Origin of the sequence: Microcoleus anatoxicus, from assembly GCF_042465725.1 — a bacterium.
GTDB lineage: Bacteria > Cyanobacteriota > Cyanobacteriia > Cyanobacteriales > Microcoleaceae > Microcoleus > Microcoleus anatoxicus.
Genome location: NZ_CP120853.1, coordinates 1400539 through 1424342, shown reverse-complemented (window position 1 = coordinate 1424342; position 23804 = coordinate 1400539). Strand labels below are relative to the sequence as shown.

General features: G+C 42.7%; 29 protein-coding genes. 9 read left to right on the top strand and 20 right to left on the bottom strand.

What is annotated here, in order from left to right; all coding sequences use genetic code 11:
- The first annotated feature begins 40 nt into the window (after window positions 1-40).
- Both P2A85_RS06040 and grxD read left to right on the top strand, forming a co-directional pair.
- Complete coding sequence (locus P2A85_RS06040; RefSeq protein ID WP_340522120.1) at window positions 41-301, top strand: BolA family protein; 261 nt, start codon at window positions 41-43, stop codon at window positions 299-301.
- Window positions 302-406: 105 nt separating this feature from the next.
- Window positions 407-730 (top strand): Grx4 family monothiol glutaredoxin, encoded by a 324-nt coding sequence (grxD, locus tag P2A85_RS06035; protein ID WP_377478089.1) that lies wholly within the window; start codon window positions 407-409, stop codon window positions 728-730.
- Between the two features lie 182 nt (window positions 731-912).
- Here grxD and P2A85_RS06030 read toward each other — a convergent pair whose 3' ends face one another.
- The 3 genes from P2A85_RS06030 to P2A85_RS06020 form a co-directional block, all read right to left on the bottom strand.
- A complete protein-coding gene (locus P2A85_RS06030; protein ID WP_340522145.1) occupies window positions 913-1161 on the bottom strand; it encodes a DUF6761 family protein in 249 nt (82 codons plus the stop codon).
- 221 nt (window positions 1162-1382) lie between these two features.
- Complete coding sequence (locus P2A85_RS06025) at window positions 1383-1562, bottom strand: hypothetical protein (protein WP_377478088.1); 180 nt, start codon at window positions 1560-1562, stop codon at window positions 1383-1385.
- 184 nt (window positions 1563-1746) lie between these two features.
- Window positions 1747-2448: an alpha/beta hydrolase gene (locus P2A85_RS06020; RefSeq protein ID WP_340522125.1), complete on the bottom strand. Its 702-nt coding sequence runs from the start codon at window positions 2446-2448 to the stop codon at window positions 1747-1749.
- 208 nt (window positions 2449-2656) lie between these two features.
- Between P2A85_RS06020 and hpsL the strand changes: the two genes are divergently transcribed.
- Window positions 2657-4315, top strand: a complete 1659-nt coding sequence (gene hpsL, locus P2A85_RS06015) for a hormogonium polysaccharide biosynthesis protein HpsL (RefSeq protein ID WP_377478087.1) — start codon at window positions 2657-2659, stop codon at window positions 4313-4315.
- 88 nt (window positions 4316-4403) lie between these two features.
- Here the strand turns inward: hpsL and P2A85_RS06010 are convergent, their stop codons facing one another.
- The 3 genes from P2A85_RS06010 to P2A85_RS06000 form a co-directional block, all read right to left on the bottom strand.
- Window positions 4404-5672 (bottom strand): TolB family protein, encoded by a 1269-nt coding sequence (locus P2A85_RS06010; RefSeq protein ID WP_377478086.1) that lies wholly within the window; start codon window positions 5670-5672, stop codon window positions 4404-4406.
- Between the two features lie 92 nt (window positions 5673-5764).
- Window positions 5765-6217: a hypothetical protein gene (locus P2A85_RS06005; RefSeq protein ID WP_340522129.1), complete on the bottom strand. Its 453-nt coding sequence runs from the start codon at window positions 6215-6217 to the stop codon at window positions 5765-5767.
- Window positions 6214-7122, bottom strand: a complete 909-nt coding sequence (locus P2A85_RS06000; protein WP_377478085.1) for a ParA family protein — start codon at window positions 7120-7122, stop codon at window positions 6214-6216. The genes P2A85_RS06005 and P2A85_RS06000 overlap by 4 nt, the downstream gene beginning before the upstream one ends.
- Before the next feature lie 549 nt (window positions 7123-7671).
- Between P2A85_RS06000 and P2A85_RS05995 the strand changes: the two genes are divergently transcribed.
- Window positions 7672-8175, top strand: a complete 504-nt coding sequence (locus P2A85_RS05995; protein WP_377478084.1) for a M48 family metalloprotease — start codon at window positions 7672-7674, stop codon at window positions 8173-8175.
- Here the strand turns inward: P2A85_RS05995 and P2A85_RS05990 are convergent.
- Complete coding sequence (locus P2A85_RS05990; protein WP_377478083.1) at window positions 8162-8383, bottom strand: DNA cytosine methyltransferase; 222 nt, start codon at window positions 8381-8383, stop codon at window positions 8162-8164. The two genes, P2A85_RS05995 and P2A85_RS05990, sit on opposite strands and share 14 nt — an antisense overlap.
- A 230-nt stretch (window positions 8384-8613) precedes the next feature.
- On the opposite strand from P2A85_RS05990, the gene P2A85_RS05985 reads away from it, so the two are divergent.
- On the top strand, window positions 8614-8877 hold the full coding sequence (locus P2A85_RS05985) for a hypothetical protein (protein WP_377478082.1): 264 nt from the start codon (window positions 8614-8616) through the stop codon (window positions 8875-8877).
- On the top strand, window positions 8877-9242 hold the full coding sequence (locus P2A85_RS05980; RefSeq protein ID WP_377478081.1) for a type II toxin-antitoxin system VapC family toxin: 366 nt from the start codon (window positions 8877-8879) through the stop codon (window positions 9240-9242). Before P2A85_RS05985 ends, P2A85_RS05980 begins: the two co-directional genes overlap by 1 nt.
- A gap of 59 nt (window positions 9243-9301) precedes the next feature.
- On the opposite strand, the gene P2A85_RS05975 is transcribed toward P2A85_RS05980, so the two are convergent.
- The 7 genes from P2A85_RS05975 to P2A85_RS05945 are packed head-to-tail and all read right to left on the bottom strand — an operon-like array spanning window position 9302 to window position 13188.
- Complete coding sequence (locus tag P2A85_RS05975; RefSeq protein WP_377478080.1) at window positions 9302-9508, bottom strand: type II toxin-antitoxin system HicB family antitoxin; 207 nt, start codon at window positions 9506-9508, stop codon at window positions 9302-9304.
- Between the two features lie 39 nt (window positions 9509-9547).
- Complete coding sequence (locus P2A85_RS05970; protein WP_377478079.1) at window positions 9548-10387, bottom strand: TdeIII family type II restriction endonuclease; 840 nt, start codon at window positions 10385-10387, stop codon at window positions 9548-9550.
- A gap of 14 nt (window positions 10388-10401) precedes the next feature.
- The gene (locus P2A85_RS05965; RefSeq protein ID WP_377478078.1) at window positions 10402-11760 is read right to left on the bottom strand and encodes a DNA cytosine methyltransferase; all 1359 of its coding nucleotides are present in this window, start codon (window positions 11758-11760) and stop codon (window positions 10402-10404) included.
- Between the two features lie 10 nt (window positions 11761-11770).
- On the bottom strand, window positions 11771-12118 hold the full coding sequence (locus P2A85_RS05960; protein ID WP_377478077.1) for a DUF5615 family PIN-like protein: 348 nt from the start codon (window positions 12116-12118) through the stop codon (window positions 11771-11773).
- Window positions 12115-12432, bottom strand: coding sequence for a DUF433 domain-containing protein (locus P2A85_RS05955; RefSeq protein WP_377478076.1), 318 nt, complete (start codon window positions 12430-12432; stop codon window positions 12115-12117). The genes P2A85_RS05960 and P2A85_RS05955 overlap by 4 nt, the downstream gene beginning before the upstream one ends.
- Window positions 12433-12475: 43 nt before the next feature.
- Window positions 12476-12898 (bottom strand): type II toxin-antitoxin system HicB family antitoxin, encoded by a 423-nt coding sequence (locus tag P2A85_RS05950; RefSeq protein ID WP_377478075.1) that lies wholly within the window; start codon window positions 12896-12898, stop codon window positions 12476-12478.
- 29 nt (window positions 12899-12927) lie between these two features.
- A complete protein-coding gene (locus tag P2A85_RS05945; protein WP_377478074.1) occupies window positions 12928-13188 on the bottom strand; it encodes a type II toxin-antitoxin system HicA family toxin in 261 nt (86 codons plus the stop codon).
- Between the two features lie 271 nt (window positions 13189-13459).
- On the opposite strand from P2A85_RS05945, the gene P2A85_RS05940 reads away from it, so the two are divergent.
- Window positions 13460-14038: a hypothetical protein gene (locus P2A85_RS05940; protein ID WP_377478073.1), complete on the top strand. Its 579-nt coding sequence runs from the start codon at window positions 13460-13462 to the stop codon at window positions 14036-14038.
- 69 nt (window positions 14039-14107) lie between these two features.
- On the opposite strand, the gene P2A85_RS05935 is transcribed toward P2A85_RS05940, so the two are convergent.
- Window positions 14108-18103 carry a magnesium chelatase subunit H gene (locus P2A85_RS05935; protein WP_377478072.1) on the bottom strand — a complete coding sequence of 1332 codons (3996 nt, stop codon included), beginning with the start codon at window positions 18101-18103 and terminating at the stop codon, window positions 14108-14110.
- Window positions 18104-18728: 625 nt separating this feature from the next.
- Between P2A85_RS05935 and P2A85_RS05930 the strand changes: the two genes are divergently transcribed.
- The gene (locus P2A85_RS05930; RefSeq protein WP_377478071.1) at window positions 18729-19781 is read left to right on the top strand and encodes a calcium-binding protein; all 1053 of its coding nucleotides are present in this window, start codon (window positions 18729-18731) and stop codon (window positions 19779-19781) included.
- A gap of 200 nt (window positions 19782-19981) precedes the next feature.
- Here the strand turns inward: P2A85_RS05930 and P2A85_RS05925 are convergent, their stop codons facing one another.
- The 4 genes from P2A85_RS05925 to P2A85_RS05910 form a co-directional block, all read right to left on the bottom strand.
- Window positions 19982-20749, bottom strand: coding sequence for an ATP-binding cassette domain-containing protein (locus tag P2A85_RS05925; RefSeq protein ID WP_377478070.1), 768 nt, complete (start codon window positions 20747-20749; stop codon window positions 19982-19984).
- Between the two features lie 148 nt (window positions 20750-20897).
- Window positions 20898-21776, bottom strand: a complete 879-nt coding sequence (gene glyQ, locus P2A85_RS05920) for a glycine--tRNA ligase subunit alpha (protein WP_377478069.1) — start codon at window positions 21774-21776, stop codon at window positions 20898-20900.
- Window positions 21777-22113: 337 nt separating this feature from the next.
- Entirely contained in the window at window positions 22114-22542 is a 429-nt protein-coding gene (locus tag P2A85_RS05915; protein WP_377478067.1) for an HNH endonuclease, read from the bottom strand.
- Window positions 22539-23024 (bottom strand): hypothetical protein, encoded by a 486-nt coding sequence (locus P2A85_RS05910; RefSeq protein WP_377478066.1) that lies wholly within the window; start codon window positions 23022-23024, stop codon window positions 22539-22541. Before P2A85_RS05910 ends, P2A85_RS05915 begins: the two co-directional genes overlap by 4 nt.
- 189 nt (window positions 23025-23213) lie before the next feature.
- Between P2A85_RS05910 and P2A85_RS05905 the strand changes: the two genes are divergently transcribed.
- A complete protein-coding gene (locus tag P2A85_RS05905) occupies window positions 23214-23372 on the top strand; it encodes a hypothetical protein (protein ID WP_377478065.1) in 159 nt (52 codons plus the stop codon).
- A 71-nt stretch (window positions 23373-23443) separates the two neighbouring features.
- On the opposite strand, the gene P2A85_RS05900 is transcribed toward P2A85_RS05905, so the two are convergent.
- Window positions 23444-23770 (bottom strand): helix-turn-helix domain-containing protein, encoded by a 327-nt coding sequence (locus tag P2A85_RS05900; protein ID WP_377478064.1) that lies wholly within the window; start codon window positions 23768-23770, stop codon window positions 23444-23446.
- Window positions 23771-23804: the final 34 nt, after the last annotated feature.

The window sequence follows — 23804 nt, the reverse complement described above, 5'->3', positions numbered from 1 at the left end:
CTAAAATCTAAATTGCAGCCGTTTATCCCAAAAAAAACCAATGGTTACACCATCTCAAGTAGCGGAAATGATTCAGACTGGATTGCCAGACGCTAAAGTAAAAGTTGATGATTTAACTGGTGGTGGCGACCACTACCAAGCCAGGGTAGTTTCTGCGGCCTTTGAAGGGAAAAGCCGAGTACAGCAACATCAACTGGTGTATGGTGCTCTCAAACAAGCAATGGCTAGTGAAGCCATCCACGCTTTGGCTTTGCAAACTTTCACTCCCGCAGAATGGGACGCGCAAAGTCAAGTGGCTTAATTTTTGAGCGATCGATTGAGTTCACAAGTTGGTTAAGGTGTCAATAGTTGCTTAACAAGCAACTGTCACTGTTGAAAATTATTCTAGCAATATTGAGGAGCAACCATGAGTACAGCAGCACATCAAAGAATTGACGACTTGGTTAAACAAAACAAAATCATGGTCTTTATGAAGGGCAATAAATTAATGCCCCAATGCGGTTTTTCTAATAATGTAGTGCAAATTCTCAATACCTTGGGAGTGCCTTACGAAACTGTTGATGTTTTGGCAGACCAGGAAATTCGTCAGGGAGTAAAAGAATATTCCAACTGGCCCACAATTCCCCAAGTTTATATTAACGGCGAATTTATTGGTGGCTCGGATATTCTGATCGAAATGTATCAGAAAGGCGCATTGCAACAAGCCGTAGAAGTTGCTTTAGCCTCTTAAATCATGGGAGGCAAGAAATTTTGGAGTTCTGAATTCTTAGTTCGGAATTTGGAACTCTAAATTTTCCCAAATTCCCAAATTGCCAACCTTAACGGCTGTAGGGCGGACACGACCGACCCTACAAAATATGGTTTTTTGACCGAGAGATTCCAACCAGTTGACTATTACAGATAAATTTTGTATTAGTAATAGCCGGATTCAGGCTGGGGCATGGGCATTTCAAAATTGGAGGGGTCGTGAATATAACGGGCGGCTTCTTCCTCTAATCTGTGTATCAGGTAGGGTTCTAAACCGTTTGAATGACGGAGGGCTGCCAAATACCCGTCTAAGTAGAGTCGCAGGTCATCAAAACGATAACCTCTATTCCACATTTCGACGAGGGCGTCGGTGAGTTTTTGGTAGTGCCGGATTGTTTGGGTGTCTTGAAGCATGGTGTGAGGTTGAAATCCTTTGTGGTTAGTACAATGACGGCGGGATTTAGAAAATGCTTCGACTCTGGCCCAATTGTTCAGGTCTAGGCTATTGCTAAATAACAATTTCTACCCTGCTAACAGGTTACCCTCCATAAAAAATTTCACGGGCTAGTTGGCACGACTCAAAGTGTGTAAACGCTAGATGGATGATTCATCCTGGGTTGAATAGAGTCGGGAAGTTATTTAATTTTATGGTCAAACTGTGTCAGTGGTCCGGCTACCGAGGGAACGGTGGTCGTTATTTTAGTTTGAGTTGGCAGATTTGTCAACTTCCCAGGAAGGGATGTTTGGTTGGGAATTTGTTTTTGCCGAGGATTGAGGCCGGCGAGTCGATCGACTGCATACTCTAATACTTTCATTGTAAGATAGTCACCAGAGTGCTTGAATCTTTCTGGAGTCTCAATCGGGTAAATTTGACAAAATCTTTAAAATTGTCACCCTTGTCTTGTTCATCGCTTTATAGAAAGCAACAGACAGGACTTAAATCAAAACTCCAAACTCACAACTCAACATTCCCCAATCACAGCAAAAAGTTTTGAATCTTCACCAAAGTCCTCTGACAGGCTGTGGTATCCGTGCGGGTGCGGGGGCTGGTGCGATGACGGGACGGGCTGGAGGCGCAGTGGTGGGCTGCACGCTGCGACGTGGTTCCACTGTCGTTGTCGTTTCGGTACGAGTTGTTTGAGTTGTCGTAGTCGATCGCATACTATCCTGAAGCAATGTTTGCAAAGTCCCCGCTAAACCTTGAACTTTTGCTACCGCACCCCCAATTTTGGCAACATCTACATAAACTTCCGGCAAAGGATACTGTTTCAGGATTTCCAGCACCGAAACTTTCCCGTCATCGCTGGCTGCGAGGATCATCGCGGCGCGCAAAGCTTTGCCACTTTCTGTTTCGCGTTGAGTCCGAATTGCTTGACCAACTTCGTCAGTAATTTTTTCTCCTGGGGTACTGTAGACTACCCGCGCTAGATTAGCTGGCTTTAAGCCAATTTCTAGGCCCATCAAGCCCCGCAGGGTTCCCGCATCCATTTTTGACACTCCGATAATTTGTCGGATGGTGGTGGTAGTTGTACCGTTTTTCGCAAAGTCTTCTAAGTCGCTGACATTAATGGTTTGTCTGATGGGGCCAAAGGTGAGGACAACTTTTTCTGCGCCTAATGCTTTAGTATTGGTCGATAATATGCTAGCGCTTGCTCCCAAAAATACGGTGATGCCGATCGATACAAATTTTGTTAACTTCATAATTGACTGCAAAATTAAAACTAATTAGATCCTCCTCCATTATTGTAGATGCAGCAGTTATATTCTACAAGCTCGCAACCATTTTTTTTTACAACAGCTACACATACAAGATTTTTTTTGATAAATTGTTCTCATAATTAAGTTGAATATCCACCATTAATTATGGGAAATTGCCCCCATTAATTACTTGGAAAATCTGTGTAATTTCATGTTAAAAGCCAAGCGTAAATCCCAGAAGTCTAAACACAAACAAAAACACACAGGAATCAGTAAAAAAGAAATAGCGGCCCAAAAACGCAAAACTTCACAAAAGCGCAATGAACTCATCCAGGCGATCGCGATTTACACCTTAATCAGCATCGTTGTCATCATCCCCCTATTATTTGTTACCCGCGCCAAACTTGCCATTGCAGCAGGTTTCGCCGTAGCAATTTTGCTGTTTTCCTACAAATATCCCCGTCAAGCTTTGTGGGCATTTCTCATTTACCTACCTTTTAGCGGGACCATCACTTACGCCATTGGTGGCGGAAATGCTGCATTTCAAGTAGCAAAAGATGCTTTCTACATACCAGCTTTCATCGCCCTTATTCAAAGCTGCAAAAAGAAACAATTGCCCATCTTTCTTCCCAAAGAACTGATTTTCACCTTCAGCATCCTCTTCATGATGGCAATGCTAACTTTAATTTTTGTGAACGGGGATATGCAGCTTAACCCAATGAAGGGTGAGAAACCCTTGCTGCAAGGAATTCTCGGCTTAAAAGTATTGATCGGTTACATACCACTGATCGCCTGTACATATTATCTGATCCGCACTAAGAAAGATTTGATATTTTTTAGTCGAATGCACATCATTTTGGCGATCGCCTGCTGCATTTTGGGTTTAATTCAGTATCTATTGCTGCAAAGTGGGAGGTGCGCCGGCACGCGAGGAATGTCGGGAGCAGAGTTATATAAAGCCACCTTACAAGCTAGATGTTTTGTGGGTGGTTCTCTAGTATTTAGTCCCGAAGTCAAGTTTATCCGTTTACCAGGCACCTTTGTCGCCCCTTGGCAGTGGGCATGGTTTTTAATTTCCAATGCTTTTTTGACCTTTGCTGGTGCTTTTTGCGACCCTTCCTTCTGGTGGCGAACCATCGGTTTATTTGGCATGGCATTAGTATTTGCCAACGCAGTTATTTCAGGTCAAAGAGCTGCTTTAGTTATGGTTCCTGGTGCTACCTTTATGCTACTAATTCTCACCGGTCAATTTGTAAATTTTAAAAGATTCATTCCCATTGGTGCAGGACTTGCTATCTTGCTATTTGTCGGTGCAGCCATTAACCCAGGAGTGATCGAACAGCGGTGGGATAGTTTTCTTAACCGCTGGAATGCCGCGCCACCCCAACAGTTTCTGTTTAATCAATTCGAGCAGAGCCATAATTTTATTATTGACAGAAATCTGGGGAGAGGTGTGGGAAGAGCGACGAATTCAACCCGGACCTTTGGTGCAACGCAACTCATAGAAACTTTTCAACCTAAGTTGATGTACGAACTAGGTTATCCGGGAATGATTGCTTTTCAGCTCATGGTGTTACACTTAGCTTTTCTCACTTTTCGAGCTTACCGTTCGGTGAAAGACAAAAGTTTACGGACCTATGGAGCTAGTTTTTGGGTATTTGTGGCATTTATTACAATCAATACTCAATACTATCCGCTGGATGTAGATCCAGTATCAGTTTATTACTGGGTTTTGGCTGGGGCTATCTTGAAGTTGCCAAAAATTGACAAACAGGTGGAGGATGAAAAACAGGAGGAAGTTGATTTAGATGAATTACCCGATCGCCAACAATTAAAGGAGAAAAAAATTATAGCATCTTCCCCCATTTGAAAATAGAGACTAGGCGATTGAAATCACTCAAATGTAAACGAAGTCCACTCCTAGCGGACTCCGAGAAAAATTTAAATTTTGAGTGGGATTATTGAGGTTGCCAAACAGGACTGCTAGCATTCAAGTCATTGTTACCACTCAATTTAATCACTCCCGAACCGTCGCGATTGATTACATACAAATTGCTTTTGTCCCCTTTAATATCATTAAAAGTAAAAGCAATTTGCTGGCTATCAGAAGACCATGCTAATTGAGAAATTCCTGACAATTCTAATTGAGCAGCTAACGGAGTCAACTTGGAACCGTCAGCATTAATTGTGTAGAGTTTTTGTTGGTAAAAATCTCCGGTGGCGAAGGCGAGATTTTTGCCATCGGGAGACCAGGAAAGTGCGTCGTATCTGGTGGGTTTTTTGGTGATATTCTGGGCGGTTCCGCTGTTAATATCGATCGCATAAACATCTTGCTGTTTGCCACCCCTATCCCCCGCTTTGTTGTAATAGTAGGCAAGACGGCGGCTGTCTGGCGACCAAAATAGTTTGATGTTGTAAGCTTGATTTTGGGGATTTTTCGTCAGTTGTTTGAGGTTGCTACCGTCAGTATTGATGGTGTAAATTTGCTGTTGAGGATAGGTTCCCAACCAGAAAGCAATTTTGGTGCGATCGGGAGACCAAACAAGCTCGCTACCACCGGAAACATATTCCCCTGGAGTTTTAGTTAATTGAGTCATGCCCGAACCATCTACATTCATTTTGTAGATGTTCTTGTCTTTAACAAAGGCTACCTGTTGGCCATCCGGTGACAGGTAAAATTCCGAGGAAATTTCAGTTTGAGGCGGTTGTCCTCCTACTGCCAAACTCCGAACTAATTTAGTTCCTTTAATACCTGTAGTATCACTTATATACAGAGATTGACTACCCGGTGCATCGGACGTAAAACCGTCGCAGGAACGCCCAAACAGAAGTTTTTGACTATTAGAAGCCCAGACAATTCTAAAATTAGCTGCTTTGCAGAAATCTCCAGAAACTTGTTTAGTTAATTGGGAACCGTCCGCATTGACTGTATATATGTCAGTTTCGCTACCCACGAAAGCCAGTCGCTGGCCGTTGGGAGACCAAACTAGGGCGGGACTAACATCTATGTTGGGGGCAAGTTCGCGACGGCCAGAGCCATTGGTATTGACTGTAAATAAACTGTTTCTTACCTCGCCAGCACGCCTCTGAAGCGCCAAAAATGCGACTGTCTTCGGTTTTTGAGCTGCGGGTGTGGGATGGCTTGAGAGGCTCAAAAACAGGGTGATGAAGAGTGTGAGTGAAAATAGGGCGATCGCACCAATTCGCCATGTTTTTTTTAAACGCATTTTGTCAATTTATCTCCTTAGTTGTCAGTCGGGCGGTTTCAACTCACAACTAATTCCAGCGGAAGGGTTGTGAGTCACAAAGCTGAACAGTGTTAAAGTGTTTGTCGATCGATATGTCGCGACAACATCAAACTCTGTTTGATTCTACCAATAATTACCTCAATCATTTTTTTGCGCGATGGATTTTTTGCGGTGGGAGGCATCCCCAATTCCAAACAAATCAAACTCAAATCCGTTGCAGTCATAGACAACAACTTTTTCCTCACCTCTTCTTCCTTACCATTTTTAGCTTTCAAACGCAGTTGTTCATAGATTTGGAGTACCTGTTCCGGCGATAAACTGGCAGCTTTATCCGTAGTTACCTCTGGTGGAGATACCGTAGCTTCGGAAACCTTGGACATGGAAGAAATTCCTCCCCGCCGGACTTTAGCCTCAATCCTAGTTAGTTTCCGAGAAACCTCCCGCAGGATTTCCTTAAGTTCGCTAATTTCATCAACTAACTGCGAGTTTTCTTCATCATCAGCCCCAATTTCTTTTTTAATCATTTGAGATACTCCGCACACTCACTCCAAAGTTGTTCAAATTCTCTAACTAATTCTCGTGGCAGTTCTCCTTCATTAATAGCTCGTTTCAGACCCACGCTTTCGCGAATAGTCGATTCTAAAAACTTAACTTCTATACTATTCTCTTTGGAGATATCAGCGCAAAGTCTTTTCACCTCTCTCATATAAAACTGAACTTCGTTAGTCAACAATCCCCCATAGATTTTAGCTTTGTTCATAAACACTGCTATTTTGGGGAAAGGATAAGGTTCAATCCGCTTTTGCAAAGAGTTTAAGACCAAACTCAATCCCCTAGAACCAAAGTAATCTGGATTCACGGGAATTAATACTAAGTCGCAACAAGAGAGTACGCTGTAAGTGAGGAGACTAAAGGAAGGAGAACAGTCAAACAGCATCAAATCATATTTGGGGAGAGTGGCAGATTTAGCTGGGTTGAGCGAGTTAACCGAGTTGGCAGAGTTGGTAATTTTGCCGATAAATCTGCGGATGAAGTCTTTAACATTTTTACCATCAAATCCGTCCAGATCCAACCAATACAATTCTTCGACGGAAGGGACAAAATGTAACTGTTCATCAACTTGATAAATGGTGTCGAAGCCAACGGGAAATTTAAAATTAGGTCCGTTTTTTTTAAAGAGTTCGAGAGCATCGTAAATTGTGCGTCTTTCCCGGAGTGATTTTTCATACCATTTACCAAATTTGTCATCTAAATGACCTGTACTTTCATTAAGTCCGATCGCCTCTGTGAGGGACATCTGCGGGTCTAAGTCTAACATTAGAACTTCGAGGTCTGTGCCTTGGGATATAATATTTCCCAGGCTCCAAGTGACGGTGGTTTTCCCGACACCGCCTTTGAAGTTGATTACGGCTATGGATTTTGGAGTCATGGTTGCCTTTGTTTAGATTTTGCTCAAATATAAATTAAAACATATTGTGTGACTGAGTTCAGCTTGCGATCGCCTAGGAGGGTCAGGATTTGCCCAGGGTTCTCAAAAGGAGACTTTGATACTATAGCAATCCTAAATCATTTGTGAATTTCTTACTCCCGGACCTTAATAAGGGGAGGGTTGGGGTGGGGTAAAAAACTTTACGACTCCTGCAAGGACTGCTATATATCATTGAAAATGGTAAAATTATTCCTAAATATCCCTGATTTAAGGAGCAAATAACCAAAAAATATCCTGTTGATTGCCAAACAGATTTAACTAAAATCAAGCCGTAAAAACCAAGTCAAAATTTTAAATCAAGTCGCGATCGAAGCAAGTCTGGAACAGGCTGGAGGGCCTGTTGCACAGTAATTATTGGGGATGGCTCAACAAAATACTACTATTGGCCCTAGCATTTATTTCGGTAGATAGAGGCGCGATCGCCAGTCCCTGTGAAAATGTAATAACAAGCTCAAAAATACCAAAAGTCGCGATCGCCCCCAACCCGCCATGCAAGGAACAAATCAACTCAGGACAGCAGCTCTACTAGGACTTCTCAGCGGCCTTCTCGTTTTAGGAAGCTATTATTTAATCGGCAACGAACAAGGACTTTACATCGGCTTAGCATTAGCCACCTTCAGCAGTTTTAGCTCTTGGTACTACTCCGATACCGCAGCCTTAATGGCTTACCGCGCCCGCCCGATTGCCCGCAGCGAAGCTCCCGAAATCTACGATATGGTAGCATCATTGAGCGCCAAAGCCGAAATTCCCGTACCAAAAATCTTTGTAGTTCCGACTCAATCTCCCAACGCATTCGCCACAGGAAGAGACCCGGAACACGCGACAATAGCAGTTACTGAAGGCATCATCAAACTGCTTTCCCGCGAAGAATTGGAAGGCGTATTAGCCCACGAACTAACCCACATTCGCAACCGCGACACTCTCACTCAAGCAGTAGCCGGGACCATAGCCGGTGCGATTACATTAGTAGGCAATATGCCTAGTCTATTTTAATAAAATTATCTTGATAAACTTGAATTGCTTTTTTATTAATTTCTGAATACCCTAAACATTTACAGCCTAATTCTTCGAGAGGAATTCTAAAGCCACCAATTCCAGCAAATAAGTCTACGAACGTTAATTGCGATCGGGCAGTTTTAATGGGATTTGAATTAAATAGTTCAAATAATTTAAGTTGTTGAGCATACATAGTTGGATTCATTTTATTTTCGTTATGACTGAACTTAGACATAAGATTGTCGCACATCTATTGACTATTTTTTACGTGATGTTCGACATAAGAACGCAGCACAGAATTTTTAGTTATAGAATAGCACAAAGGGCGATCGCCCTGCGAGAATACTCCTCAAAGTCAGATTATGGCGAAAACGGAGGGGCGAGTCAGTCACCAAGGGCTATAATGGTAAAAATAGAGAATAGTGGATATTAGCTATGCAGCAAATATTTGAGGCTATATTGAAGGGAAACCTTTTAGAATGGGCTAATGAGGTTCCAAGACAGGGCGATCGCCCTGTCAGAGTTTACGTTACTTTACAAGAAGAGCGATCGACTTTAAGTGCTGAGCTTCGCCGTCAGAGAATAGTTGAAATATTGGAAAAAATTGCAGCAAGTAATGTCTTTGCGGATATTAGCGATCCCGTGGAATGGCAGCGAGAGTTGCGTCAAGATCGTCCGCTTCCAGGTAGGGATGAATAATGCTGCTTGACAGTAATATTATTATCTACGCTTCCCAGCCAGAACACGCGCAGATTAGGCAGTTTATTGGCGAACATGACATCGTTGTATCAGCAATAAGTTACGTTGAAGTGCTGGGTTATCATCGGCTAACTGAAGAGTATAGATTGTACTTTGAGGAATTCTTTGGCGTGGTGGAAGTTCTACCGATTTCTAACGCTGTACTCGATCGCGCAGTGCTGTTGCGACAGATGAGGAGAATGACACTAGGGGATGCTATTATTGCGGCAACAGCTTTGGTATATGGCAGAACTTTAGTGACAAGAAATATAGAGGATTTTCGGTGGATTGCTGAACTCACACTGATTAACCCGTTTGAGGTTTAAGAAAGAGGGGCGATCGCACTTGGGGAAGAAAAGGGCGATCGCCTGTGATTCTATTTCAACTACGCAAACATCGATCGACCTTTCGGTTGTGGAATAAGACGACCCAGTGCGTTAGCCGTTTCTATCCACTCCTGCATAATAATTTCTAGATTTTGCAATACTTCTTGATAGGTTTCCCCATCCGCAGCACATCCTGGCAATTCTGGTACTTCTGCAATAAAAGCCTCGTCTTCCTGACTCCAGTAAATGATTACTTCATACTTCATTATGGTTCAACCCCCGCCTTTATCAAAAATCCCCTATCCTTAAAACCCAAAGGCTAAAGCATCCATCATATATTTACTTCTCTCACGTCCCACTTCTAAATATATTTCCAATAATTCCTCATAAGCAGTCGCTCCGCCTACAATATTCCAAAATTCATCTCCAATAACTACAGCTTCATCAAAAGGCAGATAATTCCTTGCCTGAGACCACTTATAAACAGCTTTTGTTACACCATAGGGATTATAAGGCATCGCATAGTAAGCTTGCAATTGCGGACGCTTTGCACCCCGCAGTAAATGAAACCTCAACAGACGCTGGATAACTTCTAAGCATTGACCTTTATTGGGCTTAGGAGCTTTAATTTCAAATAAGTATTCTGTTCCATCATTAGCAAAAATACAAAGGTCAGCGCGTACAGTTTTCGTTGCCAAATCATCGGAGCGTCTAGCAGTTAGCACTGCTGTTATCATCTGCTCAAAAGATGGTTTAGTTTGTCCTTTTTTATCCATAGATTCATAGTATTTTTTCTGACGTTGGGCTTCTTCAAAAGCTGCAATACTAACTTCCGCTCTTATATCATATCCTCGACGTGCATCCTGATGATGTTCGAGGGCAATTAACTTAGCGCATTCTTCAAGCGAGTTTCCTAATCTGGTACTTAAACCTCGCTCAAATTGATTAATTCGTATTAATTCTATTGGAATTAGCGCGGCTTGAAAAGGTTTTAATTCTCCATTAGTTGAACTGCGCGACAGGTACTCTATTCCAGTAGTTGATTTATGAATAATCCGACCTTTATATTCATCTACAATACCCTGAATAAAACCTTCAAGATATCCTTTAATTATTTCTCGTTGTTTTATGCTAATAGCTGCCATATTTCAACTCACAATTACAAAATAATTTCGAGTAATGCTTTGGCTAAATGGTAAACCACAGGAATTGATACAGCATTACCCAATTGATGTTTGGCTGTAGTTTCATTGTCATCAATCTTGAACCATTCGGGAAATCCTTGCAGTTTTGCGTAATTCTGTGCAGTTAGAGGTTGAAAGTTTTTCTTTTCATAAATTTCTCTAATAAATGTTTGCTTATATGCTAAGGGTTCTTGACATTGAATCGAGATTGTTGCTACAAAGTCTCTAGTTCCAGTTGCAGTTAAAGTGGCGATCGCCTCCGCATGAGGTAAGAAAATTTTAGAAATGCCGTTAATCCCTGAAGAAATTTTAGAATTCACAAAATCATAGCCTTTCTCATCTACACTCCGCAAAATTTCCTTGTCAACTAAGTTGTCAATTTCTGTTTGTTTCAACTCAGGAATTAGTGTTGCTAACACTTTAAATTCTAAAGGATTACCGTCCTTTTCTCCATAAATATTTTTTCTCCGATTTTTCATAATCGTTTGACAAATTAATTTTTCCCTGCTAGTTGTTTCGATTAAATCCCAAGAATGAATTGTAGTATGTCCATCTCTAATATCAGTAAATAAGAAAAAGTCATTTAATTCATCTAGCTTTTGAAATCTGCCTCTGGAACCGGGTATTTTGCCATCAAATAAAACGGTTGGTGAAAATTTTTGCTTCTGAAAATTGCTACGCTGAATCCCTGGTATCACATCATAAAGCTTTATAGCGCTATCGATGGGTTTAGGAAATGTAAATCCCCAGCATCTTTCTAGATCGTTCCTAATCCCAACAATAAACAATCTATCTCTATCTTGCGGTAATCTAAAATCATAGGAATTTAGCACCTCGTATTTAACAACATAACCAGATGATGTTAAATTATCAATTATGTATTTCAAGCTTTCTATATTTCTTGGTTCTGTCAAGCCTTTGACATTTTCAAATATAAAAGCTTTGGGACGATTAGCTTTGACTACCCTAAATACATCTGTCCATAACTTGCCTCTTGGGTCGTCCAAACCTTGCATTTTACCTGCAATAGACCAAGGTTGACAGGGAACACCACCCACTAATAGATCTATGGCAAAAGGGAATTGATTTAGATTGGTAATATCTCCTAAATATACTTCATCTGAATTGGCATTTTTAATAAAATTATCTCGATAAACTTGAATGGCTTTTTTGTCAATTTCTGAATACCCTAAACATTTACATCCTAATTCTTCCAGAGGGATTCTAAAGCCACCAATTCCAGCAAATAAGTCTACGAACGTTAATTGCGATCGGGCATTTTTAATAGACTTTGGATTGAATAGATCGAATGATTCAAGTTGTTGAGCATACATAAGGCTTTGGTTATAAAGGTAGGTACTGAACGCGGTTAACTAAATCTTCAGGTTCGCTAACCTTAGCAACAATTTCCAAGTCACGAATGCAATCACCAAAAGTTAGATTCTGTTGATGGGCATAGATAACGCCAGCAAAATTTACTTCTTCTTGCTGGCGGCTGTTAGCTATGGCTAAAAAATCTTCGTCTTGTGTAAAAACAACGCGCTGAAGATCGGTTGCGCGATCGAGTATAATAGGGTCTGGCGTGTTTTGATGGTTATCTTCTTGAGCTCTCAAAACATTTACATCTCTTTGTCTAAGTCCATTTGTAATTGGTAGAGGCACATTCTCATCCATGTACAAAGCTATACTCATTTAATTAATCCTTGGGCGCGGAGTTTTTTAGCCAAAGGAGATTCGCCCGCTTCTAATCGCAACTTTTCGGCATACTCAAATCGGCGCTGCATATCTGCATCAAGCTCTTGTTTATGATCCCAGTAGTAGGCTAAAGCAGAGTAAATTTTACTCAAAGTTAGGTGAGGATAGCTTTCCAGTAATTCTTCAGGAGTCAAGCTATAAGCTTTTACCGAAGTCATTAATTCAACTACTTTCATCGTAGTCCCTGTGATGATAGGCGTATTCTTCTCATCTAATTCTACATATTTATATTCGGTTACAGTTAGTGACATAGTTTACCTCGTTAATGGAGCTAATTTAATTATCCTAAGCTAATTAAGTGTGAATCGCTTGCTCTGCCGCCTTAATCAAAACCTCATCCATCCAGTTGTTAATACTTTTGCCAGCTTTCTTTGCGGCAATAAAGATTTTGCGATGATGTTCGGGAGTAGTGCGGAAGGGAAGTTTACCTGAAAAGGGTTTATCGGGTTCCTGTCCTAATTCTTTGCAAAACTCTAGATAATCATCGATGGAGTTTTGAAATTCTTGGCGCGCTTCTTCAATAGTTTGTGCTTTAAAAGTCACTACGTCATTAATATCGAGGACTCGCCCGAAAAGAATGGACGCTTCTAAATCTACTTCAATGTTAGCACTGTAACCTTTGTAAGTCATCATGGCTGTTAATTTTTCCTCTTTCAATAAGTGAAACTTGTGGATGATAAATTTTATGCTAATACCCTTGTTGATTTGGGCAATCAACAAGGATTTTCCCGTTAACAGCTAAGTCATTATGGTTCAACCCCCGCCTTTATCAGAAATTCCCTGACAGATTTAACTGCTCCTTTATCTGTCTCTTTTTGAGGATGTGGTTCGTGAAATACAGCTCTAACCTCATTTAATAAAATGCGAACCCGCGAACCTGAACCTTGAGTAACAGTAGCACCGAGTGCTGTAAATAAATTTTCAATATCTTGCCAGTTAATATTAGCTGATATAGGGTCTGTAAAAATTGCTTCTAAAATCTTATGCTGTTTATTATTTAGCTCCATAAATATTTTATTTGTTATTTTAAAATGTAATGATATCAATTTTTGATATCATTGTCAAGAGTGTGAGGTAATCTCGTGTCAAGACTACTTGAGACTAGAACAAACACCACTTTCTTCGAGAATACTCCCCAAAGTCCGATTACGGGGAAAGATAGGGGCGATGCAGGGAAAGACGATCGCGATCGTACAAGCTTGCGAAACGTTTATCGACCTGCTATAATTATCCTTAATTTATTTAACAGAAACCTAATCTTCTATTTAATTTACTGTTATGTATTTTCAAATTGAACCAACTGCTTATATTGTTAATGGGCATGACTTATTAATAACACCTTTCAAGACACCTATTAAAACAGATTTTTATGATGAAGACACTGACGAAGAAAAAGATATAGAATTAGGCTATATACTAGCACACAGATTTGATTTAGCTTATTCACCCAGAACATTATTGAGTTTTGCAGATGACCTTGATTCTGATTTATTTCATGTAGCTAATTTTTTATTTGAGAATAAAAGTAATTATCGAAAAATTTCTGGTAGCAGGTATCTCTTTTATATCGATTATATTTTTCTTGAGCCTGAGTTTAGAGGACATGGATATGCTCTTCAAGCATTAGCGTTGTTCTTACAAATATTCGCTAGAGGAGAAGTTGTAAGTTGTCATCCTAGACCTATGAATGATTTAGAAGGTAAATACTCTAAAACTAAAGGCCAACTGATTATGAGAAAGTATTGGTCTAAATTAGGATTGACCTATTACAGCAAAAAACATAACATACTTTGGCAAGATGAATGGTCTATGCCCCAATGGTTAAAAAGTACAATATTCAAGTCATTCGATGACTGATGACAGTCATTTTATCCACCCAAATAAAAGGCAGAGCAGGCCAGATGCCTGCTCTAGTACATTATAACTCTATTCTACCCCCTCAATCCGGTCTTCCACCTCCTGATAAAGTTCGCGCAACCTGTCCAAATTACTCTCCGAAGTCTCCCAATAACCCCGGCCATTCACCTCAAGCAAAGTGCTCACAATCTTGCGGAAAGAATGAGGATTTAAGTTAAGCAAACGCTTCTGCATCTCCTCATCTTGGATAAACGTACCGTTCACATCCTCATACACCCAATTATCCACCGCGCCCGCAGTCGCACTCCATCCAGTCGTGTTCACCAGACGCTTAGAAATCTCCCGCACGCCTTCATAACCGTGGGATAACATCCCCTCATACCACTTCGGATTCAGCAGCTTAGTCCGCGAATCTAAACGCACGGTTTCTGATAGCGTCCGTACCTGGGCGTTGGCTGTTGTGGTATCAGCAACGAAGGATGTTGGTTTCTTCCCATCGGCGCGCAAACTGCCGATCAATTTAGTCGGATCGGAGTCGAAGTAGTGCGACACGTCGGTTAGGGAAATCTCGGCAGAATCCAAGTTTTGGAAGGTGACTTCGGCAGTTTTCAAAGATGATTCAAAAATCTGCCTGTCTTGTTCCATTGTTCCCGGATTGTCGGAAGAAAAGGCGAAGGATTTGCGGGTTAAGTACATTTCCTGCAACTCGGCTTCGCTTTCCCATGTGCTGTTTTCTACCGCCAAGTTGACGTTAGATGAATAGGAACCAGAAGCATTGGAAAAGACGCGGGTTGCTGCTTGGCGCAGGTTGATTCCCATTTCTTCGGCTTGCTTCAATGCGTGTTTGCGGACGAAGTTCATCTCTAATGGTTCGTCGGCTTCGGCTGCCATTTTCACGGCTTTATCTAACAGGTTCATTTGGTTGATGAACAAGTCGCGGAATACGCCAGAACAGTTAATTACTACGTCAATCCGAGGCCGTCCTAATTCTTCTAAAGACAGCAATTCCAGTTTGTTGACGCGGCCCAATGCGTCGGGTACTGGCTTCACTCCCACCATCCACATTACTTGCGCGAGGGATTCGCCGTAAGTCTTGATGTTGTCGGTTCCCCAGAGCACAACGGCGATGGTTTCTGGGTAATTTCCGTCGTTATCAGTGCGCTGTCTTTCTAATAGCCGATCGACTACAACCTTAGCAGACTTAATCGCCCCCGTCGTCGGGATTGACTGCGGGTCCAAAGCGTGCATATTCTTGCCAGTCGGCAAAACATCCGGGTTGCGAATCGGATCGCCGCCAGGGCCGGGGGTAATGTATTCGCCCTCTAACGCGCGCAACAGTGCGCCTAATTCGTTGTCGGCGCAAACTTGTTCTAAGCAGAATTCCAGATACTCAAACAGCGGTTTAATCAGGTCTGAATCGACTTTTTTGTAACCGGCTGCGTGTAAGGATTCAATCCAAGGTGTTTTCTTGCCCATGTTGAAGAAATTCAACTTGGAAACCAAGGAAACTCGACCCTCAGCATCGGTTTGTTCCTTGACTAAAGCGGTGACAGCATCGCGACAGGCTAAGGTGATGTTTTGTAGCAATTCGACATCTGCTAAAATGCCTTTGTCGTTGTTGGTGTAGATGTCGTCAATATTCCGATCGCAACTTAAAGCAATAATCCGCGACAAACTGACTAATCCGTCTTCTTCCCGGTCTAAATTGGCAATGTTAACCAGAGTTGCGATCGCCTCTTCCGCAGTCGGTGGCTTCCCAACAACGTGCAAACCACAAGGTAACAACCGCGACTCAATCTCCATCAACTTGCGGTAAACCAAGCCAACTAAATTATCCCGTTCCTCCGCAGTCATATCCGCAGCAACCCCTCGTTCTTGTTCGGGAGGTAGGTTGATATCCTTATCCAAATTCACCAAACGGCATTTTTCGACGATCGCATCCACAATCGGCACACCCCGCCCAGTGTCTTTCAAAGTTTGATAAGAAGCAATCAACTCGCTGAGTTCCTGCAAACCTTTATACAACCCAGCATTTTCAGCCGGAGGAGTCAGATAGCTAATAGTTTCAGCATAACTGCGACGCTTCGCAATTGTTGCCTCGCTGGGATTATTCGCAGCGTAGTAATAGAGGTTAGGAATCTTGCCGATCAAACTATCAGGATAACAATCCACAGACATTCCCATCTGCTTACCGGGCATGAATTCCAGGGAACCATGAGTGCCAAAGTGCAGCACCGCATCCGCACCCCAAATGCGTTCTAAATAAGTGTAATAAGCAGCAAAACCGTGGTGGGGACTAGCAGAACGAGAGAATAACAACCGCATCGGATCGCCTTCATAGCCAAAAGTAGGTTGTACTCCGATAAACACGTTACCAAAATGTTTGCCATAAATCAGCAAATTTTGTCCATCGCTGTTCAAATGTCCGGGAGGTGGTCCCCAATTTTCTTGCAAGCGTTCCGAGTAAGGAGTGAATTCTTCATACTCCGCTACGGACATCCGGTAAGCAATATTTAATTCCGGGCTTTGGTATTGGGCGGTGGCATCGTGGATGACTTCTTGCATCAGTTTCTCGGCAGAATCTGGCAATTCTGGCAAGTCATAACCGTTGCCTTTTAAGCCTTTCAATACTTCGTAAATCGATCCGAAAACGTCTAAATAAGCTGCTGTTCCGACGTTGCCTTTGTCAGGAGGGAAACTGAAAACTGTAATCGCAACTTTCTTGTCTAATTTCGGTTTGCGGCGCAGGACTGCCCATTTCATGGCGCGCTGGGAAATCGCCTCAATTCTATCTTGAAGGGCGATCGCCTTTCCAGTAGCGCCATCGCGTCCCGACACAATAATCGGTTCGATCGCACCATCCAACTCAGGAATCGCCACTTGCAGGGCAACTTGAATCGGGTGCAAACCTAAATCGCTATTTTCCCATTCTTCAGTTGTTTGGAAAACCAGCGGCAAAGCCACCATGTAAGGGCGATTTAATTTCTTCAAAGATTCGATCGCCTTCGGGTGATCTTGTTTCGCCGGCCCACCCACCAAAGCAAAACCAGTCAAAGAAACCACCGCATCAACAATCGGCAGAGGTGCAACACCTTTAGCCCCAACTTCCAAGAAGAAAGTTTCGACTGGTTTCGAGAAGTCCAAACCACCCGCAAAAATCGGGATCACTCTCGCGCCCATGGCCTCCAATTCCTGCACCATTGCTACATAGTGCGCGTCATCTCCTGTCACTAAGTGAGTGCGTTGCAACACTAAACCAATGCAAGGTGCGAGGGGATCTTTGAGATCCGCAGAAATATCTGTGCGGGCATTAAACCAGTTCAGATATGCTTTAACATCCTCAAACATCGACGGTGCCAAAGGATGCCAAATCCCCATGTCTAGGTAAACAACAGGTTCTTGGAAAGTTGACTTAGACAAGTCTTTGAACACATATTTCTGTGACAGCATCAGCAAGAAGTTTTCCAAGTTTTCTTGGGAACCTCCCAGCCAATACTGGAAACTCAGCATGAAGTTGCGGGCATCTTGGGCTTTGTCAAGGGGCAAATATTTCAGGACTTTCGGCAAGGTTTGCAGCAGCTTCAGCATTCCGTCTTGGAAGGAACTCCCGGATTTTTCCTTCCGTTTTTTCATGAATTCGCCGATCGCACTTTTGCTTTGTCCCAACTGTGCCATCGAGAAACTGCCCATTTTATTGAGCCGCATCACCCCCGGCATCGAGGGGAAAACCACGGCGACATCCAAGTTGTCGCGCACCGGTTCCACCGCCGATACCACTTTTTCGGCTAAATCTTCGATAAAAATTAGAGAAGCTATAAATACGTTGGCATCAGCGACATCCCGTTTGAAAGCTTCGTAGTTTTCCGGGCTGCGAAGTTCTTCGATCAGGTAGCCGCTGATTTCGATCGCCAGATTCGGATTTTTGTTGTTGATCGATCGAACCGCTGCGGACAGGGCGCTTTGATACTGCGGTTCCAGTACGACATAGACCACCTTGAGGAGCGATCGCCCCTGCAAGTTTTCCGGCACAACGTGGCGAATGGTGGGCTTGACGTGAGTGAACATCCGGTTAGGCTCCTTTAAGATGCTGTTTTTGAGAATCGGGAATTTTTCTATCCCATAAGCATTTTTACCAGAAAACGCTTGTCATTAGGTGATTTGAGCCTGCACATGACACAATTCGACAAATTTAGGGCAATTTTTAGTTACATTTTTTTACAAATTCCTTGAGCAAACACTCCAAATTTTGTTTACATAAATTTACTTGACATATTTACGCTTATATGAATTTTATGTTAGATCGCGAAATAATCCCAAATCTACCTAGCTAGCAGCAAAAAATTTACAAATTTGGTAACAAAAATAAAACTTGCGATAGAGGAATTAGCAGAGGTAAAAATATATAATATCCATTCCGGTTGTATCGGAATGATTTAACCACGAAGGCGCGAAGGACGCGAAGGAAGAGAAGAGAGAGTTTAATAATTCCGATGCTAACGGATTTGGTATAAATTATGAATTTCTCATGAATATTTAGGAACAATTATTTGTTACAAAAATTGATAATTTACCAGGAACTTAAAACCTGTTAATAGCCTCTTGATTATGTAAATTCCTGAGCAGCGATCGAGTTGATGAAAATCTAATTAGTATTCACGAACAAACTCATCAAAACCTTGGTAAAAACAATATGGCTAACTACGCAATTTTTGACGAAAAATACTACCTTTCCCAATACCCGTGGCTGAAACCAGCCATTGATGCAGGAATCATCAAATCTGGCAGAGAACACTTTGAAAAATTTGGTCAAGCCGCCGGCCTCACCAAAATATCGCGGTATTTTGACGAAGATACCTATTTAGCTCAAAATCAAGACCTTGCACCCTTTATTCGCACTGCCACCAACCCCAATCGACAGTTTGTTTCAGGCTTAGATCACTTTATCCAGTTTGGTTACGAAGAAGGCCGCACGCGAGTATCGCCTGACTATGACGAAGTTTTTTACTTAAAGCGCCACCCCGATATAACTCCCTTCGTCGAAAGTGGAACTTTTAAATCTGGTTTTCAGCACTTTATCAAATTCGGAAACACAGAAGGTAGGTATGGCACAAGTTTCTTTGAACCCCGTTACTTGTCAGACAACCCAGATGTTGCGGCAGTTGTGGCGACTGGAACTTTGAAAACGGGTCGAGAACATTATCTAAAATTTGGGCAATTTGAGTCAAATCGATTCGGATTTTTTACGGGAACTAATGGTAATGATATTGTCACGGGATTTACAGCCGGAAAAAATCAAATTACAGGGCTGCAAGTAGCTTTCGCCGGCCCTAATCCACCCTTTGGTATTAATAAGAATAAATATGATACTTTGAAATTGGATGACATCTTGAGAGAGCCTTTTACGACGACTAATGAATTCGATACATTAATTGGCACTGCTGGTACTGATTACTTCGTCCTCGGAGATGGTGTTCCCAATGGCCGACGTAATTTTCTCAGCCGGATTAGTTTCTATGCAGGGAATGGTGAGGCCAGGATTGTCAACTTTGAAAAAGGAAAAGATTTTCTCCAACTTGCGGAAAGCTTCGATCAACTTACCATCAGTCCATCAGGGGGAGACTTATTAATTCAAACATCGGGAGATACAATAGCCCGCATTCAGGGTGGAGCAAATCTAAATCTGCAACAGATTCCGATGACAAATCCGTTTAGTCCTCCTGTAGGTCTCACTTTTCTAGGGTAGAGAATAGAGAGTTTAAGTGATATTTAATATCAAATCCGTTAACATCGGAATTACTATTTCTCTCTTCTCTTTCTCTGTGTCCTCTGTGTCCTCTGTGTCCTCTGTGGTTTAATCATTCCGATACAACCGGAATAAATATAAGTGTTCCTAAAAGGAAACATCAGGAACAAATAAACAATCTTCTACCGTTGATTGAAAATTCACCATTCTTGTTGTGCTTCCGCTTCTGCTTTGATTAAATTTTGCCGCATTTCCCCCCAATTCATCTTAGTAGAAATAGAATTTTCCAGGAGTTGACCACGCTGTAAATATAAAACTCTGGTCGCAAATTCCTGAGCTAATTCTAATTGGTGATTTACCATTAAAATAGTGATTTTGCTGTTGGTTAACTCCGTGAGTACCTGCATCAGGTGGTGGGATTTGCCGGCATCTAGGGCGGATGTGGGCTCGTCTAAGAGCAAGATTTTGGGTTGGAGGACGATCGCCCGTGCGATCGCCACCAGTTGTTTTTGGCCTACTGAGAGTTGCAATTCAGTGCGTGTCAGCCATTCTTCGGGTATGTGCAATTGTGCGATCGCCCCACTAATTCTCTCTGCAATGTTTGATGGATTCACGCCCCGCAGCTTCAACGGATAAGCCAAAGCTTCCCGCACCGACATCCCCAACAGCTTCGATTCCTGTAGAATCAGGGTGATTTGTCGCCGAAGTTCGATCGCCGGAATTTGCCGGTAATCTGTATTTTCCAGATAAATCGAGCCAGTCGTGGGGCTGCTGAGTCGGTTTAGCAGCCGCAACAGGGTAGTTTTCCCCGCACCGGAAGGGCCCACAATCGCCACGCGATCGCCCCCAGTTACCTCAAAGGATATATTTTCCAGCAAGTAACTGGAGGCGATCGGTGTTTTAAAACTTACATTATCAACTCGCAATTGAGGAGTGGTTTCTGGATGATTTTCAGAATAATTAGGCATTGAATTAATTTAAAATAGGAATAATTATTTTTATTGAACCGCGAAGACGCGAAGGACACGAAGGAAGAAGAGGGAAGAAGATAGGAAGAATTAGATAATCTTCTACGTATCCGTCGTGTCCGCATTCGTGTCGTGTCCTTTTTCCTTCTCAGGCTTTTACTGCTTTTTCTAAGGGGAATTCCAGCTTTTCGCGCTGTTCCAAATAAAGCTGAGCCACCCGTCGCGCCAAGTTACGAATTTTGGTTATATAGCGAGTTCTTTCCGTTACCGAAATCACACCTCTAGCATCCAGCAAATTGAAAGTATGCGAACATTTTAGCACATAATCAAGACTGGGTAAAACTAATCCTTTCTTAGTCAATTGTTCGGCTTCTTGCTCGTACAAACCAAACAGCGTAAACAGCAATTCAGGATTAGAAGCTTCAAAGTTGTAAGTACACTGTTCTATTTCACCTTGCAGGTGAACATCGCCGTAAGTGACGCCATCTTTCCACTGAATTTTAGTCATCGCATCGACTTCTTGGAGATACATCGCGAGGCGTTCTAGCCCGTAGGTAATTTCAATCGAAACCGGGCGACAATCAATGCTACCGCACTGTTGAAAATAGGTAAATTGGGTAATTTCCATGCCATCGAGCCAGACTTCCCAGCCGACACCCCAAGCTCCTAAAGTCGGAGATTCCCAGTTGTCTTCTACGAAGCGAATATCGTGGTCTTCTGGTTTAATTCCCAAAGCTCTCAGCGAGTCTAAATAGATTTCTTGGATATTAGGAGGAGATGGTTTAATGAGGACTTGATATTGATAGTAATGTTGGAAGCGATTCGGATTTTCGCCGTAGCGTCCGTCGGTGGGGCGGCGACAGGGTTCGACGTAGGCAACTGACCAAGGTTCGGGCCCGATCGCTCTGAGAAAGGTGTGGGGATTCATGGTTCCCGCACCTTTTTCTGTGTCGTAGGATTGGGCGATCAGGCAGCCGCGATCGCTCCAGAATTTGTTTAAGGTGGCAATGACTGATTGAAAGTTCACTGGTTTAAATATGGTTAGGGAGTGTCTAATACCAATTTTTTATGAGGCTGCATAGAATTCCGATCCCCCCTGACCCCCCTTAATAAGGGGGGGATAAGATTCTTCTCAAAGTCCCCCTTCTTAAGGGGGATTTAGGGGGATCGAGATATATGCAACTTCACCTTAAATTGGTATAAACTTATTTAAGCATACTAAAGGCAAGGTTTATTTCAATAAACCATGTATCGCTGGATATTTAAGTTCTTTTTTCAGGTATATTGTATCGATCGAGTGATTGCGCTCGATAATAGCAATGTTTTCTGGATCGATCGCTCCCTACTGCTAGGGAAAAGAGCCATCATGTTGTTTGTGGATAGGGTGGTGGATATTCTCCGATCGCAATAAGTGGCTCGCGTTCGAGGATACGTTCTGGCAGATTAAATTGTAGAATTTTAGCGGTTACGCGCCCTTGCGGAGTTAGTGGGACAATGGTTCCTCTTTCTAACCGAAAGTGGTCTGACCATTTCTGGAGACGGGGATTAAAAAAGGGGGTTAGCTGTTGTGTCTCAGGGTCGATCGAACCGAGGTCAGTTCCTTTGAAACGGTTGCAGCAAGGACAGGATAATGCTAGGTTTTCAGCTTCGGTAACGCCATCATGTTTTTCAGCAATAATGTGTTCCATTTCAAAGGCAAAAAGTGCAGCCGTTTGGGGAAATCGGCAATACTCGCATTGCTCTCGGGCGCGTTGAGTCACGACGCGGCGGAGACTGGCTGATACATAACTCATGCTGCTGTCTGTAAGCGTTTGTAAGCATGAGTTTTGGCTAAGCGCACCCAATGTTCTAGGAGCAAATATCGATCGAGTTCGACTTCTTCCGATCGCGAGAGAGTACCGGATTTATTGCGATCGAGCAATTCGCTCATGCGGGTTTGTAATGCAGGCGTGGGGCGGATAGCGAGGATGACTTCTGGGCTGGGTTGACTCGCAAGCAGTTCGACGATTTGGCGATCGTCTTGGTAGGAGATGGTTTCTGGGGAGGTGAGTTCCTGGAGTGCGCGATCGAGGGCTTCTGGGAGGCGATCGCCCAATGCGTGCAGTTGTTCGCCGAGGCGATCGGGGACTTCTAGTATAATTTGCATTAGCGGCGATGTGAGGATGGGAATTGCTTTGATTGTAACAAATGGGCGATCGATATAATTCTGCGGGCTTTTTTCAATTTCTGTGCTGGCTCGGCAAGAGTAATGTTTCCTCAATTTCCTGCCGAACATTAATACCTTGTGTAGAAGCTTGGATCGTTCGCCGTGCCATTAACAAACCTAGAAATTTATCCTCTCAATTATGCCAAATCTGACAAGTCTGACAACTCTGACAAGTCTGACAAATAGTCAAACACTTACTCTGACCATGCTTCAGAGCCTTTTTGAAACGATGTAAGAGTCGATTTCAAACTACTTGTCATGAAACTGTCCAACAAAAAGAAATGGCTGAAAGTAATCGAATTTGCAGTGGTTGGCTTTGCGACTTTGTGCGATCCAACAGCAGGCGGGTTACTGTTTCTGCTCAAGCTGTGCTTTCTAGGCCTGACAGCATTGCAGAAAGATGAGAGAGACGAGTGAAATAGATAAAAGCTAGAAGTCTCGATCGCCTTTGCGAAAAAATTCAACAAGGCGATCGGTTCCCCAAATTCCTATAGTAATATCACAGTTTCAGCAGATTGATTTCCCCCATTACGAGGGCGAAGATGCAAGGTAATTTCCGTATCGAGTCGCTTGAGGAAAATCAGTAGTTTGCCCTCGCTGAACCGTTGAAACTCTCCGTCCATTAAATGAGAGACTTCTAGTTGTGGAATGCCGAGTAATTCGCTCATTTCACGCTGTTCTAAGTTGCGCTGTTTTAACAGGCGAAGTACCTGAATTCCGATTTTACCTCGCGCAAAAAGTTCATCAGCATCTGCCAATCCAAGGTCAGCAAATACATTCCCACTGCTTTCTTCAAAAATTGATTTTTGTGTCATGATTCCTCTCTTGGCATGGTATAGTACCCATCTT

Bases quoted from the DNA above. Each gene is read 5' to 3' on its own strand.
- grxD (WP_377478089.1), top strand. From the start codon at position 407: ATGAGTACAGCAGCACATCAAAGAATTGACGACTTGGTTAAACAAAAC.
- P2A85_RS05910 (WP_377478066.1), bottom strand. From the start codon at position 23,024: ATGTTCGGCAGGAAATTGAGGAAACATTACTCTTGCCGAGCCAGCACA.
- P2A85_RS05955 (WP_377478076.1), bottom strand. From the start codon at position 12,432: ATGTCACTAACTGTAACCGAATATAAATATGTAGAATTAGATGAGAAG.
- P2A85_RS05940 (WP_377478073.1), top strand. From the start codon at position 13,460: ATGTATTTTCAAATTGAACCAACTGCTTATATTGTTAATGGGCATGAC.
- P2A85_RS06000 (WP_377478085.1), bottom strand. From the start codon at position 7,122: ATGACTCCAAAATCCATAGCCGTAATCAACTTCAAAGGCGGTGTCGGG.
- P2A85_RS05915 (WP_377478067.1), bottom strand. From the start codon at position 22,542: ATGAGTTATGTATCAGCCAGTCTCCGCCGCGTCGTGACTCAACGCGCC.
- P2A85_RS05900 (WP_377478064.1), bottom strand. From the start codon at position 23,770: ATGACACAAAAATCAATTTTTGAAGAAAGCAGTGGGAATGTATTTGCT.
- P2A85_RS05970 (WP_377478079.1), bottom strand. From the start codon at position 10,387: ATGGCAGCTATTAGCATAAAACAACGAGAAATAATTAAAGGATATCTT.
- P2A85_RS05930 (WP_377478071.1), top strand. From the start codon at position 18,729: ATGGCTAACTACGCAATTTTTGACGAAAAATACTACCTTTCCCAATAC.
- P2A85_RS05995 (WP_377478084.1), top strand. From the start codon at position 7,672: ATGCAAGGAACAAATCAACTCAGGACAGCAGCTCTACTAGGACTTCTC.
- P2A85_RS05975 (WP_377478080.1), bottom strand. From the start codon at position 9,508: ATGAAGTATGAAGTAATCATTTACTGGAGTCAGGAAGACGAGGCTTTT.
- P2A85_RS05925 (WP_377478070.1), bottom strand. From the start codon at position 20,749: ATGCCTAATTATTCTGAAAATCATCCAGAAACCACTCCTCAATTGCGA.
- P2A85_RS06040 (WP_340522120.1), top strand. From the start codon at position 41: ATGGTTACACCATCTCAAGTAGCGGAAATGATTCAGACTGGATTGCCA.
- hpsL (WP_377478087.1), top strand. From the start codon at position 2,657: ATGTTAAAAGCCAAGCGTAAATCCCAGAAGTCTAAACACAAACAAAAA.
- P2A85_RS05985 (WP_377478082.1), top strand. From the start codon at position 8,614: ATGCAGCAAATATTTGAGGCTATATTGAAGGGAAACCTTTTAGAATGG.
- P2A85_RS05935 (WP_377478072.1), bottom strand. From the start codon at position 18,103: ATGTTCACTCACGTCAAGCCCACCATTCGCCACGTTGTGCCGGAAAAC.
- P2A85_RS06030 (WP_340522145.1), bottom strand. From the start codon at position 1,161: ATGCTTCAAGACACCCAAACAATCCGGCACTACCAAAAACTCACCGAC.
- P2A85_RS05960 (WP_377478077.1), bottom strand. From the start codon at position 12,118: ATGAGTATAGCTTTGTACATGGATGAGAATGTGCCTCTACCAATTACA.
- P2A85_RS06020 (WP_340522125.1), bottom strand. From the start codon at position 2,448: ATGAAGTTAACAAAATTTGTATCGATCGGCATCACCGTATTTTTGGGA.
- P2A85_RS05905 (WP_377478065.1), top strand. From the start codon at position 23,214: ATGAAACTGTCCAACAAAAAGAAATGGCTGAAAGTAATCGAATTTGCA.
- P2A85_RS05980 (WP_377478081.1), top strand. From the start codon at position 8,877: ATGCTGCTTGACAGTAATATTATTATCTACGCTTCCCAGCCAGAACAC.
- P2A85_RS06010 (WP_377478086.1), bottom strand. From the start codon at position 5,672: ATGCGTTTAAAAAAAACATGGCGAATTGGTGCGATCGCCCTATTTTCA.
- P2A85_RS06005 (WP_340522129.1), bottom strand. From the start codon at position 6,217: ATGATTAAAAAAGAAATTGGGGCTGATGATGAAGAAAACTCGCAGTTA.
- P2A85_RS05945 (WP_377478074.1), bottom strand. From the start codon at position 13,188: ATGGAGCTAAATAATAAACAGCATAAGATTTTAGAAGCAATTTTTACA.
- P2A85_RS06025 (WP_377478088.1), bottom strand. From the start codon at position 1,562: ATGAAAGTATTAGAGTATGCAGTCGATCGACTCGCCGGCCTCAATCCT.
- P2A85_RS05965 (WP_377478078.1), bottom strand. From the start codon at position 11,760: ATGTATGCTCAACAACTTGAATCATTCGATCTATTCAATCCAAAGTCT.
- P2A85_RS05990 (WP_377478083.1), bottom strand. From the start codon at position 8,383: ATGAATCCAACTATGTATGCTCAACAACTTAAATTATTTGAACTATTT.